The sequence below is a fragment of the Klenkia sesuvii genome, assembly GCF_037083825.1.
GTDB lineage: Bacteria > Actinomycetota > Actinomycetes > Mycobacteriales > Geodermatophilaceae > Klenkia > Klenkia sesuvii.
The window spans coordinates 145,890-169,701 of the sequence record NZ_JBAPLU010000002.1; the positions used below are offsets into that span (position 1 = coordinate 145,890).

26 protein-coding genes are annotated in these 23,812 nt (G+C 75.8%); 11 read left to right on the forward strand and 15 right to left on the reverse strand.

From position 1 onward, the window contains the following. The first annotated feature begins 1 nt into the window (after position 1). The 3 genes from TEK04_RS02540 to TEK04_RS02550 are packed head-to-tail and all read left to right on the forward strand — an operon-like array spanning position 2 to position 2,788. On the forward strand, positions 2-1,015 hold the full coding sequence (locus TEK04_RS02540; protein ID WP_336402734.1) for a FecCD family ABC transporter permease: 1,014 nt from the start codon (positions 2-4) through the stop codon (positions 1,013-1,015). Then, positions 1,012-1,788 (forward strand): ABC transporter ATP-binding protein, encoded by a 777-nt coding sequence (locus TEK04_RS02545; RefSeq protein WP_336402735.1) that lies wholly within the window; start codon positions 1,012-1,014, stop codon positions 1,786-1,788. Before TEK04_RS02540 ends, TEK04_RS02545 begins: the two co-directional genes overlap by 4 nt. 28 nt (positions 1,789-1,816) lie before the next feature. Then, positions 1,817-2,788, forward strand: coding sequence for an MsnO8 family LLM class oxidoreductase (locus TEK04_RS02550; RefSeq protein WP_336402736.1), 972 nt, complete (start codon positions 1,817-1,819; stop codon positions 2,786-2,788). On the opposite strand, the gene TEK04_RS02555 is transcribed toward TEK04_RS02550, so the two are convergent. Together TEK04_RS02555 and TEK04_RS02560 are read right to left on the reverse strand one after the other, a co-directional pair. After that, positions 2,757-3,731, reverse strand: a complete 975-nt coding sequence (locus TEK04_RS02555) for an App1 family protein phosphatidate phosphatase (RefSeq protein WP_336402737.1) — start codon at positions 3,729-3,731, stop codon at positions 2,757-2,759. The genes TEK04_RS02550 and TEK04_RS02555 overlap by 32 nt on opposite strands. Beyond that, positions 3,728-4,474: an alpha/beta fold hydrolase gene (locus tag TEK04_RS02560; RefSeq protein WP_336402738.1), complete on the reverse strand. Its 747-nt coding sequence runs from the start codon at positions 4,472-4,474 to the stop codon at positions 3,728-3,730. Before TEK04_RS02560 ends, TEK04_RS02555 begins: the two co-directional genes overlap by 4 nt. A gap of 33 nt (positions 4,475-4,507) precedes the next feature. Here TEK04_RS02560 and TEK04_RS02565 point away from each other — a divergent pair, with 33 nt between their 5' ends. Next, positions 4,508-5,962 carry a phytoene desaturase family protein gene (locus TEK04_RS02565; protein ID WP_336402739.1) on the forward strand — a complete coding sequence of 485 codons (1,455 nt, stop codon included), beginning with the start codon at positions 4,508-4,510 and terminating at the stop codon, positions 5,960-5,962. Here TEK04_RS02565 and TEK04_RS02570 read toward each other — a convergent pair. The 7 genes from TEK04_RS02570 to TEK04_RS02600 all read right to left on the reverse strand — a co-directional run bounded on the left by TEK04_RS02570 (position 5,959) and on the right by TEK04_RS02600 (position 11,943). Further along, complete coding sequence (locus tag TEK04_RS02570; RefSeq protein ID WP_336402740.1) at positions 5,959-7,407, reverse strand: hypothetical protein; 1,449 nt, start codon at positions 7,405-7,407, stop codon at positions 5,959-5,961. The two genes, TEK04_RS02565 and TEK04_RS02570, sit on opposite strands and share 4 nt — an antisense overlap. A gap of 28 nt (positions 7,408-7,435) precedes the next feature. Further along, complete coding sequence (locus TEK04_RS02575) at positions 7,436-7,621, reverse strand: Rv0909 family putative TA system antitoxin (protein ID WP_336402741.1); 186 nt, start codon at positions 7,619-7,621, stop codon at positions 7,436-7,438. Between the two features lie 42 nt (positions 7,622-7,663). Then, the gene (locus TEK04_RS02580; protein WP_336402742.1) at positions 7,664-9,223 is read right to left on the reverse strand and encodes a leucyl aminopeptidase family protein; all 1,560 of its coding nucleotides are present in this window, start codon (positions 9,221-9,223) and stop codon (positions 7,664-7,666) included. Between the two features lie 44 nt (positions 9,224-9,267). Beyond that, positions 9,268-9,435, reverse strand: a complete 168-nt coding sequence (locus TEK04_RS02585; protein WP_082522773.1) for a DUF3117 domain-containing protein — start codon at positions 9,433-9,435, stop codon at positions 9,268-9,270. Between the two features lie 123 nt (positions 9,436-9,558). Next, positions 9,559-10,116 carry a DNA-3-methyladenine glycosylase I gene (locus TEK04_RS02590; protein WP_336402743.1) on the reverse strand — a complete coding sequence of 186 codons (558 nt, stop codon included), beginning with the start codon at positions 10,114-10,116 and terminating at the stop codon, positions 9,559-9,561. Positions 10,117-10,147: 31 nt separating this feature from the next. After that, positions 10,148-11,002, reverse strand: a complete 855-nt coding sequence (locus TEK04_RS02595; RefSeq protein WP_336402744.1) for an ABC transporter permease — start codon at positions 11,000-11,002, stop codon at positions 10,148-10,150. Then, on the reverse strand, positions 10,999-11,943 hold the full coding sequence (locus TEK04_RS02600) for an ATP-binding cassette domain-containing protein (protein ID WP_336402745.1): 945 nt from the start codon (positions 11,941-11,943) through the stop codon (positions 10,999-11,001). The genes TEK04_RS02595 and TEK04_RS02600 overlap by 4 nt, the downstream gene beginning before the upstream one ends. A 109-nt stretch (positions 11,944-12,052) precedes the next feature. On the opposite strand from TEK04_RS02600, the gene TEK04_RS02605 reads away from it, so the two are divergent. The 3 genes from TEK04_RS02605 to TEK04_RS02615 all read left to right on the forward strand — a co-directional run bounded on the left by TEK04_RS02605 (position 12,053) and on the right by TEK04_RS02615 (position 15,533). Continuing rightward, positions 12,053-12,679, forward strand: coding sequence for a TetR/AcrR family transcriptional regulator C-terminal domain-containing protein (locus TEK04_RS02605; protein WP_336402746.1), 627 nt, complete (start codon positions 12,053-12,055; stop codon positions 12,677-12,679). 11 nt (positions 12,680-12,690) lie between these two features. Next, complete coding sequence (locus tag TEK04_RS02610; protein WP_336402747.1) at positions 12,691-13,758, forward strand: NAD-dependent epimerase/dehydratase family protein; 1,068 nt, start codon at positions 12,691-12,693, stop codon at positions 13,756-13,758. 101 nt (positions 13,759-13,859) lie between these two features. Continuing rightward, entirely contained in the window at positions 13,860-15,533 is a 1,674-nt protein-coding gene (locus TEK04_RS02615; protein WP_336402748.1) for an HNH endonuclease signature motif containing protein, read from the forward strand. Between the two features lie 37 nt (positions 15,534-15,570). Here TEK04_RS02615 and TEK04_RS02620 read toward each other — a convergent pair whose 3' ends face one another. From TEK04_RS02620 to TEK04_RS02635, 4 genes are all read right to left on the reverse strand, one after another. Next, complete coding sequence (locus TEK04_RS02620) at positions 15,571-16,458, reverse strand: hypothetical protein (protein ID WP_336402749.1); 888 nt, start codon at positions 16,456-16,458, stop codon at positions 15,571-15,573. A gap of 499 nt (positions 16,459-16,957) precedes the next feature. Further along, complete coding sequence (locus tag TEK04_RS02625; RefSeq protein WP_336402750.1) at positions 16,958-17,458, reverse strand: SigE family RNA polymerase sigma factor; 501 nt, start codon at positions 17,456-17,458, stop codon at positions 16,958-16,960. Between the two features lie 80 nt (positions 17,459-17,538). After that, entirely contained in the window at positions 17,539-18,432 is an 894-nt protein-coding gene (locus tag TEK04_RS02630; RefSeq protein ID WP_336402751.1) for a DMT family transporter, read from the reverse strand. A gap of 9 nt (positions 18,433-18,441) precedes the next feature. Continuing rightward, the gene (locus TEK04_RS02635) at positions 18,442-19,785 is read right to left on the reverse strand and encodes a hypothetical protein (protein WP_336402752.1); all 1,344 of its coding nucleotides are present in this window, start codon (positions 19,783-19,785) and stop codon (positions 18,442-18,444) included. 94 nt (positions 19,786-19,879) lie between these two features. Here TEK04_RS02635 and TEK04_RS02640 point away from each other — a divergent pair, with 94 nt between their 5' ends. From TEK04_RS02640 to TEK04_RS02655, 4 genes are all read left to right on the forward strand, one after another. Continuing rightward, positions 19,880-20,533: a glycosyltransferase family 2 protein gene (locus TEK04_RS02640; protein ID WP_336402753.1), complete on the forward strand. Its 654-nt coding sequence runs from the start codon at positions 19,880-19,882 to the stop codon at positions 20,531-20,533. After that, entirely contained in the window at positions 20,530-21,216 is a 687-nt protein-coding gene (locus tag TEK04_RS02645; protein WP_336402754.1) for a TIGR04282 family arsenosugar biosynthesis glycosyltransferase, read from the forward strand. Before TEK04_RS02640 ends, TEK04_RS02645 begins: the two co-directional genes overlap by 4 nt. Positions 21,217-21,301: 85 nt before the next feature. Then, entirely contained in the window at positions 21,302-22,558 is a 1,257-nt protein-coding gene (locus TEK04_RS02650) for a molybdopterin-dependent oxidoreductase (protein WP_336402755.1), read from the forward strand. Next, complete coding sequence (locus TEK04_RS02655; protein WP_336402756.1) at positions 22,555-23,043, forward strand: hypothetical protein; 489 nt, start codon at positions 22,555-22,557, stop codon at positions 23,041-23,043. Before TEK04_RS02650 ends, TEK04_RS02655 begins: the two co-directional genes overlap by 4 nt. Here the strand turns inward: TEK04_RS02655 and TEK04_RS02660 are convergent. Together TEK04_RS02660 and TEK04_RS02665 are read right to left on the reverse strand one after the other, a co-directional pair. Beyond that, a complete protein-coding gene (locus TEK04_RS02660) occupies positions 23,019-23,477 on the reverse strand; it encodes an SRPBCC family protein (protein ID WP_336402757.1) in 459 nt (152 codons plus the stop codon). The two genes, TEK04_RS02655 and TEK04_RS02660, sit on opposite strands and share 25 nt — an antisense overlap. After that, positions 23,470-23,808: a DivIVA domain-containing protein gene (locus TEK04_RS02665; RefSeq protein WP_336402758.1), complete on the reverse strand. Its 339-nt coding sequence runs from the start codon at positions 23,806-23,808 to the stop codon at positions 23,470-23,472. Before TEK04_RS02665 ends, TEK04_RS02660 begins: the two co-directional genes overlap by 8 nt. Between the last annotated feature and the right edge of the window lie 4 nt (positions 23,809-23,812).

Genomic DNA, 23,812 nt, shown 5'->3' on the forward strand with positions numbered 1-23,812 from the left:
GGTGCGCGCCCGCCCGGCGTCGTACCTGGTCGGCGCGGGCCTGGTGCTGGTGGCCGCCGTGCTGCTCGGGGTGGGCATCGGCGCGCTGCCGCTGGCCCCGGGCCCCGTGCTGGCCACGCTGGCCGACCGGGCGGTGCGCCCCCTCGGCGGGTCCGTCGGTGGCGGGCTGGAGCCGGTCCGGGCCGCCGCGCTGCTGCAGCTGCGGCTCCCCCGGGTGGTGCTGGCGGTGCTGGTCGGCGGTGCGCTCGCGATCGCCGGCGCGGCCTACCAGGGCGTGTTCCGCAACCCCCTGGCCGACCCGTACCTGCTCGGGGCGGCGGCCGGCGCCGGTCTGGGCGCCACGCTCGTCATCGCCTACGCCCCGGCGACCGGCGCCGTCCCGGTCGCCGCCTTCGTCGGCGCACTGGTCGGCGTGGGCGCCTCGTTCGCCCTGGGGACGGCGGCCGGCGGCTCCTCGAGCGCCACGCTGCTGCTCGCCGGGGTCGCGGTGGCGTCGTTCCTCGCCGCCGGGCAGACGCTGGTGCAGCAGCGCAACGCCGAGGACCTGCAGCAGGTCTACGGGTGGTTGCTCGGTCAGCTGGGTCGGGCGTCGTGGGCCGACGTCGGGTTGGTGCTGCCCTACCTGGTCGCCGCGGTCGCCGTCCTGCTGGTCTGCGGGCGCGCGCTGGACGTGCTCGCGGTCGGCGACGACGAGGCCCGCTCGCTCGGTCTGCACCCCGGCCGGCTGCGGCTGCTCGTCGTGGTCGCCGCCTCGCTGGCCACGGCGTCGGCGGTGGCGGTCAGCGGGCTGATCGGGTTCGTCGGGCTGGTCGTGCCGCACGTGGCCCGCAAGCTCGTGGGCGGGGCGCACCACCTGCTGCTGCCGATGTCGTTGCTGGCCGGCGGGGCGTTCCTGGTGCTGGCCGACCTGGTCGCCCGCACGGTGCTGGCGCCGGCCGAGCTGCCGCTGGGCGTGGTGACCGCGTTCGTCGGCGCGCCGTTCTTCGCGGCGCTGCTGTGGAGCCGGCGCCGGTGAGCGCCGGGCTGGAGGTCACCGGGCTCGGGGTGGCGCTGGGCCGGGCGCCGGTGCTCACCGACGTCGGGCTCACCGCCGGGCCCGGGTCGTGGACGGCGGTCATCGGGCCCAACGGGGCCGGCAAGTCGACCCTGCTGCGCGCCGTGCTCGGCGTGATGCGGCACAGCGGCACGGTGTGCTGGGACGGCGTCGCGCTGGACGCGCTCACCCGCCGGGACCGCGCCCGCCTCCTCGCCTACGCCCCGCAGCTGCCGGTGCTGCCCGAGGCCGTCACCACCCGCGACTACGTGGCGCTGGGCCGCACGCCGCACCGGGCGCTGCTGGCCGCCCCGCGGGCCGCCGACCGGGCCGTGGTCGAGGAGACGATGGCGCGGCTGGAGCTGGACCGGCTGGCCGACCGGGTGCTGACCACCCTGTCCGGCGGTGAGCAGCAGCGCGCGGTGCTGGCGCGGGCGCTGGCCCAGCGGCCGCAGGTGCTGCTGCTCGACGAGCCCACCACGGCGCTGGACCTCGGGCACGCCCAGCAGGTGCTCGACCTGGTCGACCGGCTGCGCCGCACCGACGGGCTGACCGTGCTCTCCACCCTGCACGACCTGTCGCTGGCCGGCCAGTACGCCGACCGGCTGGTGCTGCTCGCCGGGGGCCGGGTGGTCGCCGAGGGCACGCCCGCGCAGGTGCTCACCCCGGCCGCGCTGCGCACCCACTACGGGGCCCGCGCCGCCGTCGTCGAGGGCCCCGACGGCCCCGCCGTCCTCCCCGTCCGCCGGGACTGACCGCGGGCCGCACTGCGTTGTGCCGGGCATGGACATCGGGCTCTCGCTGCTGGACCGGACGCGTACCCGGGTCGGCGAGACCGACGCGGACGCCGTCGCGCACACCGTCGAGCGGGCGCAGCGGGCCGAGGAGCTGGGCTTCGACCGGTTCTGGGTGGCCGAGCACCACGGCGTCCCCGGGGTGGCCGGGTCGGCGCCGGCGGTGCTGCTCGCCGTCCTCACCGGAGCCACCTCCCGCATCCGGCTGGGCTCGGCGGGCGTGATGCTGCCGCACCACCAGCCCCTGGTGGTCGCCGAGCAGTTCGCCACCCTCGCCGCCGTCGCGCCCGGCCGCATCGACCTCGGCGTCGGCCGCTCCCCCGGGTTCACCGCGCCGGTCCGCCGCGCCCTGCGCGAGCGCGACACCGACTTCGGCGCCGACCTCGCCGAGCTGCGCGCACACCTGGAGGGCACCGCCGAGATCACCGCGCACCCGCGGCCGGCCGCCGCCGTCCCCCTGTTCGTGCTGGCCACCGGGCACGGGCTGGACGTCGCCGCGGCGCTCGGCCTGCCGGTCGTGGTGGGCGGACCTCTGCTGCGCGACCCCGAGGAGCCGCTGGACCGTTACCGGCAGGCCTTCCGCCCCTCGGCGCAGTGCCCGCAGCCGTGGGTGGGCATCAGCCTCGACGTCCTGGTCGCCGACACCGACGCCGCCGCCCGCGACCTGCTGCTGCCCGAGGCGTGGGCCATGGCCCAGGCGCGCACCACCGGCACGTTCCCGCCGCTGCAGCCGCCCCGTGCCATGACGGCGGTCCAGCAGCGGTACGCCGACCAGACCGTGGCCGGCGCGGTCGCGGGCACGCCGGAGCGCGTCGCCGAGGAGCTGGCGCAGCTGGTGGGGCGGACGGGTGCGGCCGAGCTGGTCGCCTCGTCGTCCACCCTCGACCGGGTCGCGCTGGCCGAGTCCGACGCGGCGCTGGCCGCGCTGGTCAGCCGCGCAGCCGTGCCCGCCCGCGGCTGAGCCCGGTGCCGTCGGCGGCCCGCACCACGGGGACCTCGCCCACCCGCTCGACCACGGGCTCGGCCGCGCCGGTGTCGCGCAGCAGGATCTCGGCGACCCGGTCGGGGTGGGCGCGGGCGAACTCCTCGTACAGCGCCGGGTCGTGCTCGCCGGTGTCGCCCACCAGCGTCCAGTCCACCCCGGGCAGGTCCTCGGCCAAGCGCAGCAGCGAGCTGCGCTTGTGCGCCTGGCCGTCGCGGAACCACCGGTCGGGCTGCAGGCCCCAGTCGGTGAGCAGCAGCGGCCCGGGCGGGAACCCGTTGCGCTCGAGGAACCGGGCGAGCGGGCCGATGAGGTTCCACGGCCCGTTGGACAGGTAGAGCACCGGCACGTGCTCGGCCCCTGCGGTGACCTCCCGCAGCAGGTCGGCCATGCCGGGCACCGCCCGGCGGTTGCGGCTGCGCTGCACGAAGGTGCGGTAGGCCGCCCGCAGGGGGTGCGCGATCTCGGTGACCAGCACGGTGTCGTCGATGTCGCACACGACGCCCCGGTGCGCGTCGGTCGAGGCCAGGTGGGCGGGGGCGGTCGCCGTCCGGTCCCCGGCGGTCATGCCGACGCCGACCGTGGGCCGGCCGTCGAGCGGGCGGTCCACCTCCAGGACGGCGTCGAGCAGCCCGTCGCCGTCGCTGGTCAGCCGGCGGCGGGTGCCCGCGACCTCGACGTCCACCTCGGCGTCGGGCGCCTCCAGGGTCAGGAAGCGCTGCCAACCCGGGATGCGCAGCCGCGACTCGGGGTGCGTCCCGGCGGGGGCGAGCAGCACCCGGCCGAGCACCCGCACCCGTCCACCGCTGCCGTAGCCGGGGTAGGGGATGGCCACCGGCGTCCAGCCGAAGGCCCGCGCCACGCGCGCCACCGCATCGCGGAGCCCGGTCTCCAGCCGGTACACCGCCCCGACGACGCTCACCGGCAGAACCCCAGCACCGCGCGGGCGAACGCCTCGGGGGCGGAGAACACCAGCCCGTGCGGCGCGCCGGGCACCACCTGCAGCCGGCCCTGCGGCAGGCGCCGGACGAGGTCCTCGCACCACCGCTGGCCGGCGACCGGGTCGCGGCTGCCGCGCAGCACGAGCGTCGGGACGTCGACCCCACCCATGGCCTGCTCCTCCGGTCGGCGCAGCGCATGCCGCAGCACCGCCACCATCGTCAACGGGCCTGCCCGCAGGTAGTCGCGCACCGCCACCGGGATCAGCGCCGGCCGTTCGCGGGGCGCGTCCACCAGCAGCCGCCAGGCCTGCCCGACCCAGGTGCGCGCGGCGGGGTCGCGGGTGGGCCCCACCAGCACCAGGTGCCCGGCCCGCCCGGGGGCCCGCAGCACCGCCGCGGCCGCCACCTGCGCGCCCATCGAGTGGCCCACCAGGTCGACCTCGTCGAGGCCGGCGGCGTCCAGCCAGCGGACCAGGGCGTCGGCCAGCCCCGGGATGCCCAGCGGGCGGCCGCCGCCCCGGGTGCGGCCGTAGCCGGGGAGGTCGGGGGCCAGGGTGCGGCGTTCGCGGCCCAGCACCTGCAGCGCCGGCACCATCGACCGCCCGGACATCCCCAGCCCGTGCACCAGGACGATCGGCCGCCCACCCGTACCGGCCTCGCTGTGGTGCACCCGCACCGTCCGCCCGGAGCGCAGCCCCACAGGGGTCCAGACGTCCTCGGGCACCAGCGCACCGTAGTTGCTCCTACGGTGGTCGGCATGGCGCGCGTCGTGGTGGTGGGTGCCGGGCTCGGCGGTCTGGCCGCGGCGGCCCGCCTGGCCGCCGGCGGTCACCGGGTGAGCGTGCTGGAGCAGGCGGCCGAGGTGGGCGGCAAGCTGGGCTGGGTGTCCCGCGACGGGCACGGCTTCGACACCGGTCCCTCGCTGGTCACGCTCCCCCAGGTGTTCGGCGACCTGTTCGCCGCGACCGGTGACCCGCTGGACGACGTCCTCGACCTGGTGCGGCTGGACCCCGCGGTGGCCTACCGCTTCGCCGACGGCACCGACCTCGACGTCCCCGGGACGCTGGACGGGGTCCGGGCGACCCTCGGGCCGGAGTGGTCGGCGTTCCTCGACCGGGCCGCCGAGATCTGGCGGGTCACCGAGCAGCCGTTCCTGCGCTCCCCGCTGCAGGGTGCCCGCACGCTGGCCCGACTGGCCCGTTCGGTGGCCGACGTCCGCACGGTGGCGCCGTGGTCCTCGCTGCGCGGGCTCGGCGTGCAGTACCTCACCGACCCCCACCTGCGCATGCTGCTGGACCGCTACGCCACCTACTCCGGGTCCGACCCCCGTCTCGCGCCCGCCGCGCTGGCCACCGTGCCGTGGGTCGAGCAGGCCTTGGGCTCCTGGTACGTGCGCGGCGGTCTGCGGCGGTTGCCGCTGGCCGTCGCCGACCGGGCGGTCGAGCGCGGCGCGGAGGTGCGGACGTCGACCCCGGTCACCCGCGTCCTCGTCGAGGGCGGCCGGGCGGCGGGCGTCGAGCTGGCCGACGGCGGGCGCCTGCCCGCCGACGTGGTGGTCTGCAACGCCGACGCCGCGGCGCTGTACCGGGACCTGCTGCCGGCCGTCGCCCCTGTGCGCCGCGCCCGCGCCTCCCTCGCCCGGGCGACACCGTCGTCGGCGGGGTTCGTGCTGCTGCTGGCCCTGCGCGGGCGGACGGCGGGCCTCGCCCACCACACCGTGCTGTTCCCCGAGGACTACGACGCCGAGTTCGACGACCTGTTCCGCAGCCCCCGCCCGCTGCGCGACCCGACCGTCTACGTCAGCGCCCCCGACGACCCGGCCACCCGGCCCGACGACGACAGCGAGTCCTGGTTCGTGCTGGTCAACGCGCCGCGGCACGGGCCGGTCGACTGGGACTCCCCCGGCCTGGCCGACGCCCACGCCGACCACGTGCTGGCGGTGCTGGCCCGCCGCGGTCTCGACGTCCGCGACCGGCTGCGGTGGCGCGAGGTGCGCACCCCGGTCGACCTGGAGCGCGCCACCGGCAGCGTCGGCGGGTCGATCTACGGGACGTCGTCCAACGGCGCCCGCGCGGCGTTCCTGCGACCGGCCAACGCCTCGCCGCTGCCCGGGCTGTTCCTGGTCGGCGGCTCCTCCCACCCCGGGGGCGGGCTGCCGCTGGTGACCCTCTCCGCCGAGGTCGTCGCGGGTCTCGTCGGCCCGGCCCGCTAGCCGCGGGCGGCGCCGACGCCGAGCACGGCGGCCAGGCCGAGCGCGCTGCGCGGGGCGTAGGCGGTGCGCCACAGGCCACCGTGCGCGGCCGCATGGGCCTCGTCCTGCCACGGCTCCTCGTGCGCCGGGCCACCGCCGGTGTGCAGGTCGTGCACCAGCAGCGCGGCCATGAGCACGTTCGACGTCGCCGGCTCGAAGACCTCGACGCCGAACCGGTGGGCCCCGGCGTACGCGGCCGCCAGCGCACGGTTCTTCACCACCGACCGGGTGCGGGTGGGCGGCGCGACGTTCATCGACACCGTCGTGCCGGCCGCCCGGGCGGTGGTCGCCCGCCACCGCTGCAGGCGCTTCGCGAGGGCGTAGTTCGGGCCCTGCTGCGGCACCAGGCTGTCGGCGATCCCCGGCCCGGCGGCGTCCCTCGGGTACGACCGCTGCAGCAGGCGCCCGCCCGAGACCGTGCGCAACGGCCGGCCCAGCAGCTTGCCGGTCGCGCTGCGCGCGGCGTAGGCCCGCTGCGACGCCGCGACGGCCTCCTCCGGGACGACGAACACGTCGGTCGGGGTGGCCAGGAACGCCAGGGCGAGATCGGGTCGCTGCCCCTGCAGGCGCAGCGTGAGGGCGTCGACCGCGACCGACACCCGCACGTTGGTCGCCCCGTCGGCGTAGACGTAGTCGCCCAGCACGGGGACGCCGTCCAGCCCGCCCAGCCAGTCGGCGACGGCCGGGACGTCGCCGATCAGGTCGGCCCCGCGGGCGCCGTCCCGGGTGGGCACCAGCAACGTGCCCGCACCCCGGCAGGCGGTGTCGAGCACGCGGTCCCACAACGGCTGGCGGGGCAGGTCGACGGCGGCGACGCGGGCGCCCCACCGCAGCAGCGCGGTCAGCGGGCCCATCTCGGCCCCGGCGCCGAGCACGGCGACGGTGCGGCCGGGCAGGGCCAGCCACTCCGGGTGCTCGGCGACGGCACGGACGGCGGTCGCGCAGCTGGGCTCCACGACGCCGCGGGCGACCCAGGCGTCGAGCTGGTCACTGAGCTCCGCGCCGTGCAGCCGCCGGCCGCCCAGGGGCAGCGTGAGCTCCCGCTCGGGCTCGGCAGACCCGGTGACGGTCTCGGTGCTCAGCGCCGCGTCGGCGGGCGCGCTGCGCAACACGCCCAGCTCGACCTCGCCGCCGCCGACCACGACGCGCAGCTGCCGGTGCACCGACTCCAGCCCCGCGGCGGCGATCGACAGGGCGGCGTCGCGGGAGCCCAGGCCGGCCTCGGTGGTGCGCCGGATGTGCGACAGGTAGCCCGAGCGCCAGTTCGTCTCCCGCTCGGCCGCGGCGGCCCCGGTCGGGTCGACCGGGCGGAGCGCATCGGCGACCACGCGGCGGCCGACCGCCCCGGTGCTGCGCCGACCGTCGGGGCCGGCCGGGAACACGACGCCGTGCTGCTGCTCGCTCACGCCGCGAGCATGCCGCACCGCGCGGGGCTCAGCGCTCGTCGCCGCCGGAGCCGATCCGGTCGTCGAGGGCGTCGCGGCCCTTCTCGATCTGGTCGGCGTGCCCGCCGGCCTTGCCCTCGGCGAACTGCGCGCCCTTGTCCAGGGCGCTGTCGCTGGCCTTCTCGCCCTTGTCGCTGTTCAGGAAGTCCTTGGCCTTGTCGCCCAGTCCTGCCATGGTGTCGCCTCCTCGCCGCCCCGCCGCAGCGGTGCGATCCGGTCACGCCTGGTGGCGCGGCTCCGGGTGTGCCCTGCCCGCCGCCGAGGGGCTCGACACCCCGGACTCCAGCCAGCGCAGCAGGGTGCGGACGGCGAACCCGGTGCCGCCCTTGACCGTCTCGGCGTGGTCGCTGCTGGCCCGGGCCGGCCCGGCGATGTCGAGGTGGGCCCACGGCAGCGCACCGGCGAAGGGCTGCAGGAACAGCGCGGCGGTGGTGGCGCCGGGCGCGCCGGGGCTGTTGTTCGCGTCGGCGACCGGGCTGTCGAGCTGCTCGCGCAGGTGACCGACGTGCTCGTCGGTCAGCGGCATCCGCCACCAGGGCTCACCGGCCACCTCCCCCGCCGCGAGCAGCCCCTGCGCCAGGTCGTCGTCGGTGGCGAAGAGCGCGCCGGTGCGGGCGCCCAGTGCGGTGCGGGCGGCGCCGGTCAGGGTGGCGACGTCGACCAGCAGGTCGGCTCCGAGCCCGAGCCGGGCGTGGGCGAGGGCGTCGGCCAGCACCAGCCGGCCCTCGGCGTCGGTGCTGCGCACCTCGGTGGTGCGGCCGCCGACGTGGGTGAGCACGTCGCCGGGGCGGTAGGCGGCCCCGGACACCGCGTTCTCGGCCAACGGCGCGAGTGCCGTGACGTGCACGGGCAGCCCCAGCCGGGCGACCGCGTCGAGCACCGCCAGCACCGCGGCCGCCCCGGCCATGTCGGTGTGCATCTGCCGCATGCCCGCGGTCGTCTTGATGGAGATGCCGCCGGTGTCGAAGGTGATGCCCTTGCCGACCAGCACCACGTGCGGCCCACCGTCGGGCGGCGCGTGCTCGGCGACCACCAGCCGCGGCGGGCTGTCCGAGCCACCGCCGACGGCGAGCAACCCGCCGAAGCCGGCGGCCCGGAGCTGCCGGGGGCCGAGCACGGTCGTGCGCACCCGGTCGTGGGTGGCCAGCCGGTCGGTCGCCTGGCCGGCCAGCCAGACGGGGTCGGCGACGTCGGGCGGGGCGGCCACCAGGTCGCGGGCCCACACGACGGCCGCGCCGGTGACCAGCCCGCGGTGCAGCGCGTCGACCGCCGCGGGCCCGGCGCCCGGGACGACCAGGACGACGCGGGCCAGCCGGCGCGGGTGCGGGCTCGAGGTGCGGCGGTGTCGGTAGCCGGCCAGCAGCACGGTCTCGGCGGCCACGCGCACCCGCTCGGGGTCGACGTCGGGGGGCAGCGGGAGCACCAGACGGGTGGCGCCGTGCTCGGCCAGCGTCTGGGCGCGCCGGACGGCGACGGCCACGCAGCTGCGCAGGTGGTCCGGGGTGGCGTCGCCGAGGCCGACGGCGACGAGCGAGCGCGGCCGGCGTCCGGGCACGGGCAGGTTGGTGATGCCGCCGGGGCGGCCGCCGTTGCCGGTGTCGGCGAGCGCGCCGGCCACCCACTCGGGGTCGAGGTCGGCGGCGGCCAACCAGGCCGGCAGCGCGCCGCGGGCGCCGACCGGTACGGCGAGGACGTCGTCCTCGGTGAGCTCGGGCAGGCTCGTGGCCAGCTTGACCCGCGGGTGCGGGGCCGTGGGGTGCACGACGGCCCCGGTCACCGGCGTGCTGCCGGCGGCCGGGGCCGTCTGTCCTGCCGGACCCGTCAGCTGATCGCGCCCTGGAGCGCCTCGGAGAGCGCCGCCGCCTCGTCGGCCGACAGCTCGACCACCAGCCGGCCACCGCCCTCCAACGGCACGCGCATGACCAGGCCGCGACCCTCCTTGGTGACCTCGAGGGGACCTTCACCCGTACGCGGCTTCATGGCCGCCATGCGTGCCTCCTTCAACCGGCCACCCGCGACCCCGTGCGGGGCGCGGTGTGGCTGTTCGTCAATGCGGGAACCAGAGCTGGGTCCCATTCTCCCGCATGCCTGTCCCCGGACCAACACGAGCCCTCACCCCCGCGGACCGGACCCGGCCCGGAAGCAACCGGCGACGTGGTCGTCGACCATGCCGGTGGCCTGCATGAGCGCGTATGCCGTGGTCGGTCCGACGAAGGCGAAGCCGCGCCGCTTCAGCTCCTTCGCCAACGCCGTCGACTCGGGTGTGGAGGCCGGGACGTCGGCCAGGGTGGCCGGGTTCGGGCGCGGCGGCGGGGCGTAGGACCACAGCAGCTCCGACAGCCCCTGCGGCACGCGCTGCGCAGCCCGCGCGTTGCGCAGCGCGGCCTCGATCTTCGCCCGGTTGCGGACGATGCCGGCGTCGGCCATCAACCGCTCGACGTCGGCGTCCCCGAACTCCGCCACCGCGTCGATCGCGAACCCGGCGAACGCGGCCCGGAAGGCCGGCCGCTTGCGCAGGATCGTGATCCACGACAGGCCGCTCTGGAACGCCTCGAGGCACAGCCGCTCGAACAGGGCGTCGTCGCCGCGCAGCGGCACCCCCCACTCCTCGTCGTGGTAGGCGACGTAGTCGGGGGTGCTGGTCGCCCAGGCGCAGCGTTCGGGTTCCACGGCGGCGAAGCTAGCGGCACCCACCGACAGGTCACTCGGGCCGGCTGAAGAGCCAGGCCGACGCGGCCAGCAGCAGACCACCGACGCCGGCGACCACGACGACGTCCAGCCAGATCGGCACCGCCCAGCCGCCCCACCGCAGCGCGACCTCGGCGGCCGCGGCGTCGCCGCCGTCGACCACGCCGAGGACGACGCGGCGGACGGCGTCGACCCCGTAGGTGATCGGGTTGACCAGGGCCAGCCCGTGCAGCCAGGCCGGAAGCGCACCGGTGACCGGGAAGAACGCCCCGGACAGGAACATCAGCGGCGCGAGCAGCAGCTGCACCCGGGGCATCACGGTCTGGATCTGGTCGGCCCGCACCGCGATGAGCAGTCCCAGCGAGGTGAGCGTGAAGGCGACCACGAACAGCAGCACGAAGACCGTGAGCAGCATCAGCGGGTCGTAGGGCACCCCGACCGCGCCGGCCAGCGCCAGCAGCACCAGCGCCTGCAGGCTCGCCACGGTCGCCCCGCCGAGGGCCTTGCCGAGCACGATCGACGTGCGCCGCACCGGGGCCACGAGCATCTCGCGCAGGAACCCCAGCTCGCGGTCCCACACGATGGAGATGGCCGAGAACACCGCGGTGAACATGACCGAGGTGGCGAGCACGCCGGGGAACAGGAACGTCGAGTAGTCGGTGCCGCCGAAGGTGCCCGCGCCGATGCTCGCGCCCAGGCCCTTGCCGAGCACGAACAGGAACAGCAGCGGCTGGGCGAACGAGGAGAGGATCCGGCCGCGGTCGGCGCGGAAGCGGATGAGCTCGCGCTGCCACACGACCTTCACCGCGCGCAGCTCGTGCGCCGGCCCGCGGGTGGCGACCTGCACCGGGGCGACGGTGGTGGTCATCGGGGTCGCCCCTTCCCGCCGGGGGCGGCGGCTTGTCGGTCGGCGAGGCGAGCGCCGGTGTAGGCCAGGAAGACGTCGTCCAGGCTCGGCCTCGTCACGCTCACCGAGCGCACGGTGAGCCCCAGCTCGAACAGCCGGGGCACGAACTGCTCGCCGTCCGGGGTGAGCACGACCAGCGCGCCCTCCTCCCGCACGGTCTCCGCGCCCAGCCGGTCCCGGACCAGGGCCTCGGCGGCGTCGTCGTCGGTGGTGACGACCCGCACCCGGTCGTGGCCGACGCTGGCCTTGAGCGCGGCCGGGGAGTCCAGCGCACCGACCCGCCCGCCGTCGACGATGGCGATGCGGTCGCAGCGCTCGGCCTCGTCCATGTAGTGCGTGGTGAGGAAGACGGTGATGTCCTCCTCAGCCCGCAGCCGGTCGACGTAGTCCCACAGGCCGGCGCGGGACTCGGGGTCCAGGCCGATGGTGGGCTCGTCGAGGAACAGCACGCGCGGGGAGTGCATGAGGCCGCGGGCGATCTCCAGCCGCCGCTTCATGCCGCCGGAGAACGTGTTCACCACCGCCGAGCGCCGCTCGGCCAGCCCGACCATCTCCAGGACCGCGTCGAGCCGGGGCCCGACGCTCGCCCTGGCCATGCCGTAGATCTCGGCGTGGAAGCGCAGGTTCTGCTCCGCGGTCAGGTGCCCGTCGAGCGTCGTCTCCTGGAAGACCAGCCCGATGTGGCGCCGGACGTCGTCCCGCTCGCGGATGACGTCGAACCCGGCCACCTGGGCCGAACCGCCGGTGGGCCGGACCAATGTGCAGAGGATCTTGATGGTCGTGGACTTGCCGGCGCCGTTCGGGCCCAGGAACCCGAACAACTCGCCGGCCGGGACGTCGAGGTCGATGCCGCGCACCGCCTCGACGTCCGAGCGCTTCCCCTTGCCGGGGTAAGTCTTCACGAGACCGCGGACCTGCACGGCGGGCGCACGGTCGACCCCACCTAGGCGAGTCCCTAACGCTGTTAGAGGCATGCGCCAACCATGCTCTAACGGCGTTAGGGTGTCAAGCATGCCGCTCACCAGGGACGACGTCGTGCGCGAGGCGGTCGAGGTGATCGACGCCAACGGCCTGGCCGGTCTGACGCTGCGCGGGCTGGCGAAGCGACTGGGGGTCAGCGCGCCGACGCTGTACTGGCACGTCACGGACAAGCGGCACCTGCTGGACCTGGTCGCCGAGAACGTGCTCGCCGAGCTGCCCGCCCGCCGCGCCCCCGCCGAGGGCGAGCCGGTTCTCGACTGGCTCGCCGACGGCATCCGGGTGCGCCGCGCGGCGCTGCTCGCGCACCGGGACAGCGTGCTGGTGGTGGCAGGCAACCGGCCCACCGAGGACGCCTTGCCCGAGATCGAGCGGACCATCGCCGCCCTCGTGGGGGCCGGGCTGGCGCCGGGCGAAGCGGTGCAGGTGCTGACCGCACTCGGTTCGTTCCTGCTCGGCGACGTCCTGGAGACCCAGGCCGCGCTCGACCGCCCGCCGGGCGACGTCCGCCCCCCGCACACCGAGTACCCCCACCTCGTGGCGGCGACCGAGGGGTTCGGCGACGACGACGAGCGGTTCGAGACCGGGTTGGCACTCATGCTGGACGGACTTCGGGCCCGGTTGGCCACCCGCGCTGCGCCCGGGAGCGCGGCGACCTAGCGTTCATCGTCGTGCGCATCCTCGTCACCGGCGGAGCCGGGTTCATCGGCTCCCACGTCGTCGCCGCCCACCTCGACGCCGGGCACGAGGTGCGGGTGCTGGACGCGCTGCTGCCCGCCGTCCACCCCGTCTACCCCGACGGCCCGCCCGGGCTCGACGGCGTCGAGCTGGTGGTGGGCGACGTCCGCGACCCCGCGACGGTCGACCGGGTGCTGCGCGGCGTCGACGCGGTCAACCACCAGGCGGCCATGGTCGGCCTGGGCATCGACGTCCAGGACATGCCCCAGTACGCCGGCATCAACGACCTGGGGACGGCGGTGCTGCTGGCCGGGATGGCCCGCGCCGACGTCGGGCAGCTGGTGTTCGCCAGCTCCATGGTGGTCTACGGCGAGGGCCGCTACGAGTGCGCCGAGCACGGGGTGGTGGCCGCCGCGCCGCGTCGCCGTCCCGACCTCGACGCGGGGGTCTTCGACCCGCCGTGCCCGGTCTGCGGTCGGCCGCTGGCGTGGGGCCGGGTGGGCGAGGAGACCGCCCCCGACCCGCGCAACACCTACGCCGCGACCAAGCTGGCGCAGGAGCACCTGTCGTCGGCGTGGGCGCGCTCGACGGGTGGCACGGCCGTGGGCCTGCGGTACCACAACGTGTACGGCCCCCGGATGCCCCGCGACACCTTCTACGCCGGGGTGGCGTCGATCTTCCGTTCGTCCCTGGAGGGTGGCCGGCCCCCGCAGGTGTACGAGGACGGTGGCCAGATGCGCGACTTCGTGCACGTCACCGATGTCGCGCAGGCGAACCTGAGGGCCTACGAGAACCCGCCGGAGGAGTCGACGCTGCGCACCTACAACGTCGCCAGCGGCACCCCGCACACCGTCGGCGACATGGCCGCCGCGCTGGCCGAGGCGTTCGGCGGACCAGCGCCCGAGGTCACCGGGCAGTACCGCATCGGCGACGTGCGCCACGTGGTGGCCAGCCCGGCGCGGGCCCAGGACGAGCTCGGCTACGCCGCTGCCGTGTCGTTCGAGGACGGCATGCGCGAGTTCGCCACCGCCCTCCTGCGCGCCGCGCCGCAGCAGCCCTGATCGCAGGTCGGCGTTTCCGCGGAAACGCCGACGCGCAGTTCTGTCGGTGCCGCGTGCCATCGTTCGCTCAAGTGTTCGAACTGAGCGGGAGGTGGTCTGCGATGCCGACGGTGCTGCAGGAGAAGAGCACGGTGACCGACCTCGGTGCGCCTGAGGTCGTCGACGGGGTGCGTGTGCCGCCGACGAAGGAGTGGGAGCCCGACCGGGCCGAGGACGCCGTCCCGCTGCCCGAGCTCGCCACCCGGTTGTGCGCCGGCGCCGTGGCCATCTCCGCTGCCACGGCAGCCTGGTTGCTGCTGGTGGCCGAGTTCGACCGCCGCCGTGGCTGGGTGGTGCCCGGGGTCACGTCGTGCGCCCAGTGGTTGTCCTGGCAGTGCGGCATCAGCCCCGGCACCGCCCGCGACCACGTCCGTCTCGCTCGCACCCTCCCCGCCCTCCCCGCCGTCACCGAGCAGCTACGGTCCGGCCGCATCTCCTACGCCAAGGCCCGCGCCATCGCCCGTGTCGCCGACGCCGGCAGCGAGGAGATGCTGCTCCGCCTCGCCGAGCACTGCACGGCCGCTCAACTGGACAAGGTCGTGGCCGGCTGGCGCCGCTCCGACGCCACCCAGACCGAACATGCACGAGTCCGCAGCGAGACCGCCGAGGCCGAAGCCCGCGCCGAGGCCCTCGCCGACGGCGCCACCGAGGACGACGCCGCGGCCGCCGGCCGCGAAGCCGCAGCCGCGGTCTGGCTCGCCGCCTGGCCCGACGGCGCCGACCCCAACCGCCCGGTCCCGCAGTGGGAGCAACGGTTCGACTGGCACGACGAGGGTGACGGCAGCGTGACCCTGCGGCTGCGCCTGTCCGCCGAGGACGCCGCCGAACTGATCGGCCTGGTCGAGCACCGCGCCGAGGTACTCACCCGCCGCGAACGCATCACCCGCAACCGTTCGGCCGACAACGGCACCGAACGGGACGCCGAGGCGGAGCAGGTGGCCCCGGACTGGTCCGACTGGGTCGCCGGCGACGACCTGCCCGACGACCGCACGACCGGCGGCGGCCCGCACATGGCAGCCATCCGCCGCGCCCGGGTCACCGTCGCCCGGACCTCAGCTTTGCTCGACCTGGGACGAGCTGGCGCCGGGGCAGTCGACACCCAGCCCGGCGACCCAGCCCGCCGCGAGGTCGTCGTCCGGGTCGACGCCGCGGTACTGGCCGACGACGCCGCAGCCGGCCAAGCCGCCATCGACGGCGTCGCCGCCCTCACCCCCGCGCAGGCCCGCCGCCTGGCCTGCGACGCCGCGCTCACCGTCGTCCTGGTCGAGGACGGCCAGGTGCTGGCCAGCGGCCGCACCCGCCGCTTCGCCACCACAGCGCAACGCCGCGCCCTACTGGTCCGTGACCGCGGCTGCGCCCGGCCCGGTTGCGCCGAGACCCGCCCCGAACGCCTGCACGCCCACCACCTGGTCAGCTGGCTGGCCGGCGGCCGCACCGACGTCGACAACCTCGTCCTGCTCTGCGACCGCTGCCACGGCCTCGTCCACGACCTCGACCTCGCCCTGTGCCGCACCGACGACGGCCGGCTCGCGGCCACCACCTCGGACGGCACGCCCGTGTGGGCCCCCGCCGAACCCGGCCGCGAACCACGACCGCTGCCGCACGACGGCCTGCCACCCGTCTGGCAGGCCAACGGCGAGCGCCTGGGCATCGGCTACGCCCTCGGCGTCCTCCTCGACAACCGAGCCGTCCTCCGCCAGCAGCAGACCTCCCGACTTCGCGCCGAAGCAGCCTGAGACGTAGGTGCGTTCCCGCGGAAACGCCCCGCCGTCGTCAGTCGACCTGCAACGGCGCCACACCGAGCAGAGGCATTCGCGCCAGCACCTCGTCGTCGGCCGCGAGTGCGACCGCCCCCACCACACCATCGGGCGCCGGCTCGACGTAGACAGGGCCGGTGAGCTCACGGGAGTCGATGACCTCTCCACCGGCCCCGGTCAGCTGTACCTCGGCCGTTCCCACGGGCGGGACGACGACCAGCTGGTTGCCGAGGCTCCGGCCGTCGGCGAGCGCCGTGAGGTCGCACCGCATGGCCACGAGCAGCCGGTCGACGTCGGTACCGGCAGGCAGGATGGCCTGGGCGCAGGGCGCGACGGTCACGAAGGTGTCGCCCGCCTGCTGTTCGCTCCCGACGGCCCCGACGACCACCGTGGCACCCGACGGCAGTCGGACCGTGACGACGGCGGACGTGGCCGCGAGGTTCGCGTTCCCGATGGGTCCACCCCACCGCACGCCCACCACCACTGCGGAGGGCGCAAGGCCGAGACGGTTGAGCACTTCCTGGGCCATCATCCGCACCAGCGACTGCTCGGGGTCTCCCGCTGCGGCGGCGAGCGCTGCGGAGAGGTCGAGCTGTTCAGCGGTCCCTTCCTGGGCCTCCTGTCCGCCTACGACGGTCTGGTCGACGACCACAGCGCCGTTGCGGACGACCCGGATCCTCGCTGTGCCGAGCCCCGCTCCCTCGACGACCCCCGTTCCGTCGGCCTCGGCGACGTCGACGAACGGGGCCGCGACGATCGACCCATCGGCCGCGATGTCCTGGCGGGCAGAGACCTCGATGGCGTCCCCAGGGCGCCCGATGAGCAGTAGCTGCGACCCCGTGTACATCGATGCCCAGGACGGGTCGACCGGGGTGGCATCGCCGGCGGCGACGAGGTCCGGCACGGCCGCACCGCTGGGCCCCTCCCACCAGATGCCGCGCCACCCGCCGTCCTGCCACCCGACCACGAGGGCGGTGACCCCGTCCACACCGTCGGCCGCGTAGACGACCGAACGCGTCTCGACCGGCGGACCGGCGTACTCCGCGAGCGAGCTCCAGGGTCGCTCCAGCAGGGCCTGCAGGTAGGCCGGATCACCCGCGAGACCACCGCGGGTGGGGAGGTCGAAGGCTCGGGAACCCGCCTCGACCGCGGGCGTCGTCGCCGGCCCTGCACCCACCGTGGTCGGAGCAGCCACACCACCCACGGGTCGGGTGACCGTGAGACCTACCGGGACCGTCACCGCCACGAGAACGGCGACGGCTCCGGCGACGAGGGCGGCGCGGCGGCGGCGCACCGAGCGGCGGTGGCCCGCGAGGACCTCGTCGACCAGACCACTGGGGGCGGAGTCGATGTCGGCGGCCCGGGACGAGAGCCCGGCACGCAGCTGCGCTTCGACGTCCATGTCAGAACTCCCCTGCGATGGCGGGGTCGACCAGCTGCGCACGCAGCCGGGCCAACCCTCGGGTGGTGTGGGTCTTGACGGTGTTGACCGAGCACCCGAGCGCCTCGGCGGTGCCGGCTTCGGACAGGTCCTCCCAGTAGCGGAGGACCAGGACGGCCCTCATACGGGGCGGTAGAGCCGACAGCGCGGTGACGAGTCGGTCGCGCTCGCCCAGATCGGGGGCGTCGTCCTCGGCGGTCTGCAGCAGAGGCGTCGTCGAGAGGAACTCAGCGACCCGCACCCGGCGGCGCCACCCGGCGTGCGTGGTCACCAGGACCTTGCGGACGAAGGCCGTCGGGTCGTCGCGGTTGGCCAGCCGACCCCAGTGCCGGTAGGTCTTCACCAGCGCGGTCTGCAGCAGGTCCTCGGCGTGGCCGCGGTCCCCGGTGAGCAGGTACGCCGTTCTCAGCAGAGCCGTGGACCGCTGCGCCACGAACGCGGCGAACTCGTCGTCCGCGCTCATCCGTCCCCCTGTGGTCGATGCACGCCACTAAGACGTCGCTCGGGACGACGAGGGGGTGACCCCGTGACCCGATCGTGACCTCAGGCAGGGGCGACGGGCAGGGGTTCGGGGGCGCGGGCCCGGGTGCGGCGGGTGGCCAGCACGCAGCCGACCAGGATCACGGGCAGACCGACCGCGATGCCGACGGTGAAGGGCTCACCGAGCAGCAGCACACCCAGCAGCACCGCGACGGCCGGGTTGACGAACGTGATGACCAACGCGCGCTGCGGCCCCACCTCCCGGATGAGCCGGAAGAACAGCACCAACGCCACCGCCGTGCAGACCAGCCCGAGGACGACGACCGCGCCCACCGCGTCCAGCGGTGCACCGGCGAACTGGTCGAGCCGGGGCACCGCGAACGGGGCGTAGACCAGCGACGTCACGCACAGGGCGACGGCGCTGGCCGCGACGCCCGGCACGTCGGCGAGCTTGCGGCTGATGATCAGCGGCGCCGTCCCGTACCCGACGACGGTGAGGACGACGGCGCCGATGGCCAACACCTCGGCGCCCCGCACGTCGAGCCCGAGCAGGGCCCCGATGCCGACGACGCCCACCAGCATGCCGACGATCCGCACCCGGGACAGCGGCTCCTCACCGCCGAGAAGCTGCCCGGCGAGCGCGGCGACGAACGGCACGGTGGCCACCAGCAGCCCGGTGAGCGAGGACGACAGCGTCTGCTCGGCGACGCTGAGCAGCAACCACGGCCCGGTCATCTCCAGCACGGTGAAGGCCAGCAGGGGCCGCCAGTGCCGCGCCAGCTCGCGCTGCTGGCCGCGGGCGACCACGAGCGGCACGAGCAGGACGGCGCCGAGCACGCACCGGGCGAACACCACCAGCACCGGGTCGAAGGTGCCGACGGCGACCTTGATCAGCAGGTAGGGCACACCCCAGATGACCGACATGGCGACGAACAGCGCCCAACCCCGACGACTCACGGGGGCATCTCACCACTCGGTGCGGACGGTCACCTCGATGACGACGGCCAGGGCGGCACCCAGCGCGAGCCAGAGCCGGCGCTGCCGCTCGGGCAGGAAGGCGGTCGCGGTCAGCACCCACACGTAGAACGGCAGCCAGATGCGCTCGGTCTCCCCGCGGACCAGGCCGGTGAGGTCGCTGGCCAGGATGCCCAGCAACGCGGCCAGCGGGAGCAGCGCCAGCCGGTGGCGGCGCAACGACGCGAGCCCCGCGATCGCGGCCGGCCCCACCGCCAGGGCCGCCGCGGCGAGGTTGGAGAACAGGAAGAACGCCAAGGGGCGGTTGGCGTAGGAGGGCCCCGAGCGCACCCGGTCACCCGCGGCGTGGAAGCCGTCGAGCCACCAGTACCCGCCGAGCAGGAACAGCCCCACCACGACGAGCACCCCGACGGCGCCCACCGCCAGCACCCGCACGACCCCGCCCCAGCCCAGCACGCGCCGGTGCACCAGCACGACCACGATCGCCACCAGGCCGAGCGCCGTCAGCCCGAAGGACAGGAACAGCGCCAGGCCCAGCAGCAGGCCGCCGGCCAGCGCCTTGGCGTCCCGACGCCACCCCGAGGACACCGCCGCGGTGGCCAGCCCGGCCACCCCCCACGCGGCGACCCCGGCGAACAGGGCGTCGGCGCTCGTGGCCACCCACAGCGCGATCGGGGCGAGCACGAGGAACGGCGCCACCACCCGCGCCTGCGCCTCGTCGGCCACCGCCCGCACGGTGACGAGGACGGCCGGCACGGCCAGGACGCCACCGACGATGCACAGCGCGGCGTCCCACCCCAGGCCCGACAGGCCCAACCGGTCCAGCAGCACGAACGACAGCAGCGCGCCCGGCGGGTGGCCGGCGACGTGGGTGGTCCACGGGTCGGGCGAGTCGGCGGGCACGAAGTCGGTGAACGTGGACAGGAACGGCCCGATCGCGCCCACCCGGGGCACGTCGTTGGGGTACTCGTAGACCACCGACAGCGGCTCGGGCAGCCGGTGCCAGCCGCTGCTCAACGCCAGCGCCACCGCCCACACCGCCGCCGCGACCGCCGACCCGGCGGCCAGCACGCCGAACCGCACCCGGGCGGCCAGACCGGGACCGACCAGCACCAGCACGACCCCGACGACCACCGGCAGGAGCACCCTCGGGGTGAGCACGACCCCGAACCCGCCGCGCAGCACGTAGCCGCCCAGCAGGTGCAGCACCGTGCCGCCCTCGGCCAGCCGCCAGCCGATGAACCCCATGACCACCACGAAGACGGCGGCCGCCGCGACGGCGACCCCCTGCGGGGAGGGCCGCACCCGCGACGTCGTCGGTTCCGCGCTGGTCACGAGGTCGGACTGTAGGTGCCCCGGGGGCACCCGGCCGGGTGGGTGCCCGTGTGCTCACCGGGCGGTCGGCCCCGCCCGCGGTTAGCGTCCCCTGGTGCCCGACGTCGTCTTCCCGTGCCTCGACGAGGCCGGCGCGCTACCCTGGGTCCTGTCCCGCCTGCCCGAGGGCTACCGCGCCATCGTCGCCGACAACGGTTCGACCGACGGGTCGGCCCAGATCGCCACCGACCACGGCGCGACCGTCGTGCACGTCCCGCAGCGCGGCTTCGGCGCCGCCGCGCACGCCGGCCTGGAGGCCGCGACCGCCGACGTCGTCTGCTTCTGCGACGCCGACGCCTCGATGGACCCCCAGCAGCTCCCCCGTGTGGCCGGCCCGGTCGAGGCGGGTGCGGCCGACCTGGTGCTGGGCCGTCGCCGGCCCACCGGCCGGGGTGCGTGGCCGCCGCACGCCCGGGTCGCCAACACCGCGCTGAGCGTGCTCATGCGCCGCCGCACCGGGCTGCGCCTGCACGACCTCGGCCCCATGCGCGCCGCGCGCCGGACCGACCTGCTGGACCTGGGCATCACCGACCGCCGGTTCGGCTACCCCCTCGAGATGGTCACGCGGGCCTCGGACGCCGGGTGGCGCATCCGCGAGCTGGACGTCGACTACCACCCCCGCGCCGACGGGACGAAGTCGAAGGTGACCGGCACCGTGCTCGGCACCGCCAAGACCGTGCGCGACATGTCCCGGGTGCTGGCCCGATGAGCGGCGCAGCACCGGAACCCCTGCGGAGCAGTGAGACCCAGCTGCTGGTCATCACCAAGGCACCGGTGCCCGGGCGGAGCAAGACCCGGCTGACCCCGCCCTGCACCCCGCTGCAGGCCAGCCAGGTCGCCGAGGCCGCGGTCGGCGACACCCTGGACGTCGTGCGCGCCACCCCCGTGCAGCGGCGGGTCGTCGCGCTGGACGGCCCGCCCGGTGACCTCGACCTGCACGACCTCGTCGTCGTCCCGCAGGTCGAGGGGGACCTGGGCACCCGGCTGGCGGCCGCGTTCGCGGCCGCGATGGACGGCGACGGCGACCTGCCCACGCTGCTGGTCGGCATGGACACCCCCCAGATCAGCCCCGAGCTGCTCACCGACTGCCTCGCCCGGCTCGTGGCGGCCGGCCCCGGGACGGCGGCGCTCGGGGTGGCCCCGGACGGCGGCTGGTGGGCCCTCGGCGTCCACTCCCCAGAAGCAGCCGCCGTCCTGCCCGACGTCCCGATGTCGCGGGAGGACACCGCGGACAACACCCGCGCCGCCCTCGAGGCCGCCGGGTTGGCCGTGCTCGACCTGCCCGTGCTCACCGACGTCGACCACTGGCCCGAGGCGGTGGAGGTCGCCGCCCTGTGCCCGGAGACCAGCCGCATGCGGCGCACCGTCGAGGAGATCGCGGGCCTGCTGTGACCCGTCCGGACGGGCGTCGGGGTACGAACACCACTACGACGGTCGCCCCGCCGGTGGGGCGACCGGACCGACGGAGGGAGACCCGGTGACCGCACCGCTGGACCGGGTGCTCGGCGCGCGACTGCCCGACCCGCCCGACGCGCTGCGCCGCGGGCCCCTCGCCGACGGCGCCTTCACCAGCCCGCTGCACACCGAACGCCGGGCGGCCCGGGTCGGCGTGTGGCTCGGTGCCGGTTTCGTGGTCTGCTTCCTCACCGGCCTGGTCAGCCACCTGATCCAGGAACCGCCGAGCTGGTTCGTCTGGCCCGCCGAACCCGTGTGGCTCTACCGGGTCACGCAGGGCACCCACGTGATGGTGGGGCTGGCCCTGATCCCGCTGCTGCTGGTGAAGCTGTGGACGGTCTACCCCCAGCTGTTCAGCTGGCCCCCGGCCGCCACGCCGGCCAAGGCGGTGGCCCGCGTGTCCATCCTGGTGCTGGTCGGCAGCGCCGTGTTCATGCTGGTCACCGGCCTGGTGAACATCAGCCAGTGGTACCCGTTCGGGTTCGGGTTCCGCACCGCCCACTTCTGGACCGGGTGGGTCGCCCTCGGGGCCGTGCTCACCCACGTGGGCGCCTACGCCCCGCACATCCGCCGGGGTCTCGCCCGTCGCGGCACCGCGGCCTCGGTCGCCGGTCTCCCGGCCGAGGAGGCGGAGCGGGCCCAGGACGAGACCGCCGCCGAGGAGGAGGGCGCGGTCAGCCGTCGCGCCTTCGTCGCCACGGCCGCCGTGGCCACCGGCGCCGTGGCGCTGACCCAGTGGGGCCAGACGATCTCCCCGCTGGCGCAGGTGTCGGTGCTGGCCCCGCGCATCCCCGGGGTCGGCCCGCAGGGGCTGCCGGTCAACCAGACCGCCGTCGCCGCCGGGGTCACCGACTCCGCCCGGGACCCGGAGTACCGGTTGGTGGTGGAGGGGCCCACCCGGCTCGAGCTCACCCTGGCCGACCTGCAGGCCATGCCCCAGCACACCGAGCGGCTCCCCATCACCTGCGTCGAGGGGTGGAGCGCCGGGGCCGACTGGACCGGCCCCCGGCTGCGGGACGTGCTGGCCGCCGCCGGGCACCCGCCGGGCACCGTCGTCCACGTCGAGTCCATCCAGACCGGTGGCTCCTACCGCGTCTCGACCGTGGGGCGCCCGCACGCCGACAGCGACAAGACCCTCCTGGCCCTGCAGGTCAACGGCCAGGAGCTGGCCCTGGACCACGGCTACCCGGTGCGGCTGATCGCACCGAACCGTCCCGGGGCCATGCAGACCAAGTGGTTGGGCCGGATCGCCCCCGGTGCGGCCGGGGTGGGCTCGTGAGCGCCGTCCGCGCGGAGCCCGATCCCCGCTACCGCAGCGACCGGGCGCGACCGCTGCGGTCGGCGCTGACGCCGTGGTGGCGCTGGCTGTTCCTGGTACCCGGCCTGCTGGCTGTGGGCGTCGGCGGGTACGGGCTGTGGAGCTCGCTGAGCACGTCGGCGCTGGGCAGCTGGGCCGTGTGGTTCATCAGCGGGGCCCTGCTGCACGACCTGGTCATCGCCCCGGTCTGGGTCGGCCTGGGGTGGCTGGCCACCCGTGTGCTGCCCCGCCCCGCCCGCGCCCCCGTCGTGGTGGGGTTCGCCGTGAGCGGCTCGGTCGCCCTGGTGGCGCTGCCGTTCGTGCTCGGCTTCGGCGGGGACGTGGGTGACACGTCCTTCCTGCCCCGCGACTACGGGGTCACCCTGCTGGTGGTGGTCGGCGTCGTGCTGGCCGTCTCCGCCGGGTGGGCGGCGCTGCGGGTTCAGCGGGCGCGCGACTCCGCGTAGCGGGCGAACCGGCGCAGCGACAGGCGGACGCCGGCCACGAACGCCGGCTTGACCAGCGGCCAGCCCAGCCGTCCCAGCGCGCCGAGCGGCAGGTCGAGCGTCTCCACCCAGATGAACGTCGAGCCGCCGTCGCGCTGGCGCACCTGGAAGCTGCCGGTGCCGCGCACCACCCGCCCGGTGTGCCGCACGTCGACCACCGACGGCGGGTCCCAGCCCGTGATGGTCATGCGGTCGAGTACGCCGAGCCGCCGTCCGCCGGGCAGCGGCACCCCGGTGCGCGCCTCGATGCGGCCGCCCACGCCCTGCGCGTCGCCGTCCACCGTGCGGACGTCGGTCAGCAGCATCCACTCGCCCTGGGTGGGCCAGTCCACCAGCGCGGCGAACACCACCTCCGGCGGCGCGGCGACGTCCACGGTCTCCACCAGCTCAGGCACGGGGCTGCTCCTCCTCGACGGGGGTGGGTGCTGCGGCGTCGAGGTCGGCCTGCAGGCGGGCGATCTCGACGTCGCGCTCGTCGATGGTCTGCGCCAGCTGCTCCAGCAGCCAGTCGACCTCGGTCATGCGGTACCCGCGCACCGTCACCGAGATCTGCAGCGCGCGCACGTCGTCCCCGGTCACCGCCCGGTCGTCGGGCAGCTCGACCGGCGAGCGGTCCAGCTCGGCCGGCGGCTGCGTCTCGCCCCGCCCCAGCAGCAGCGCGGCGCCCAGGAACAGCAACCCGCCCACCAGGACCAGTCCGACGACGAAGACGACGAACGTCAGCACCCGG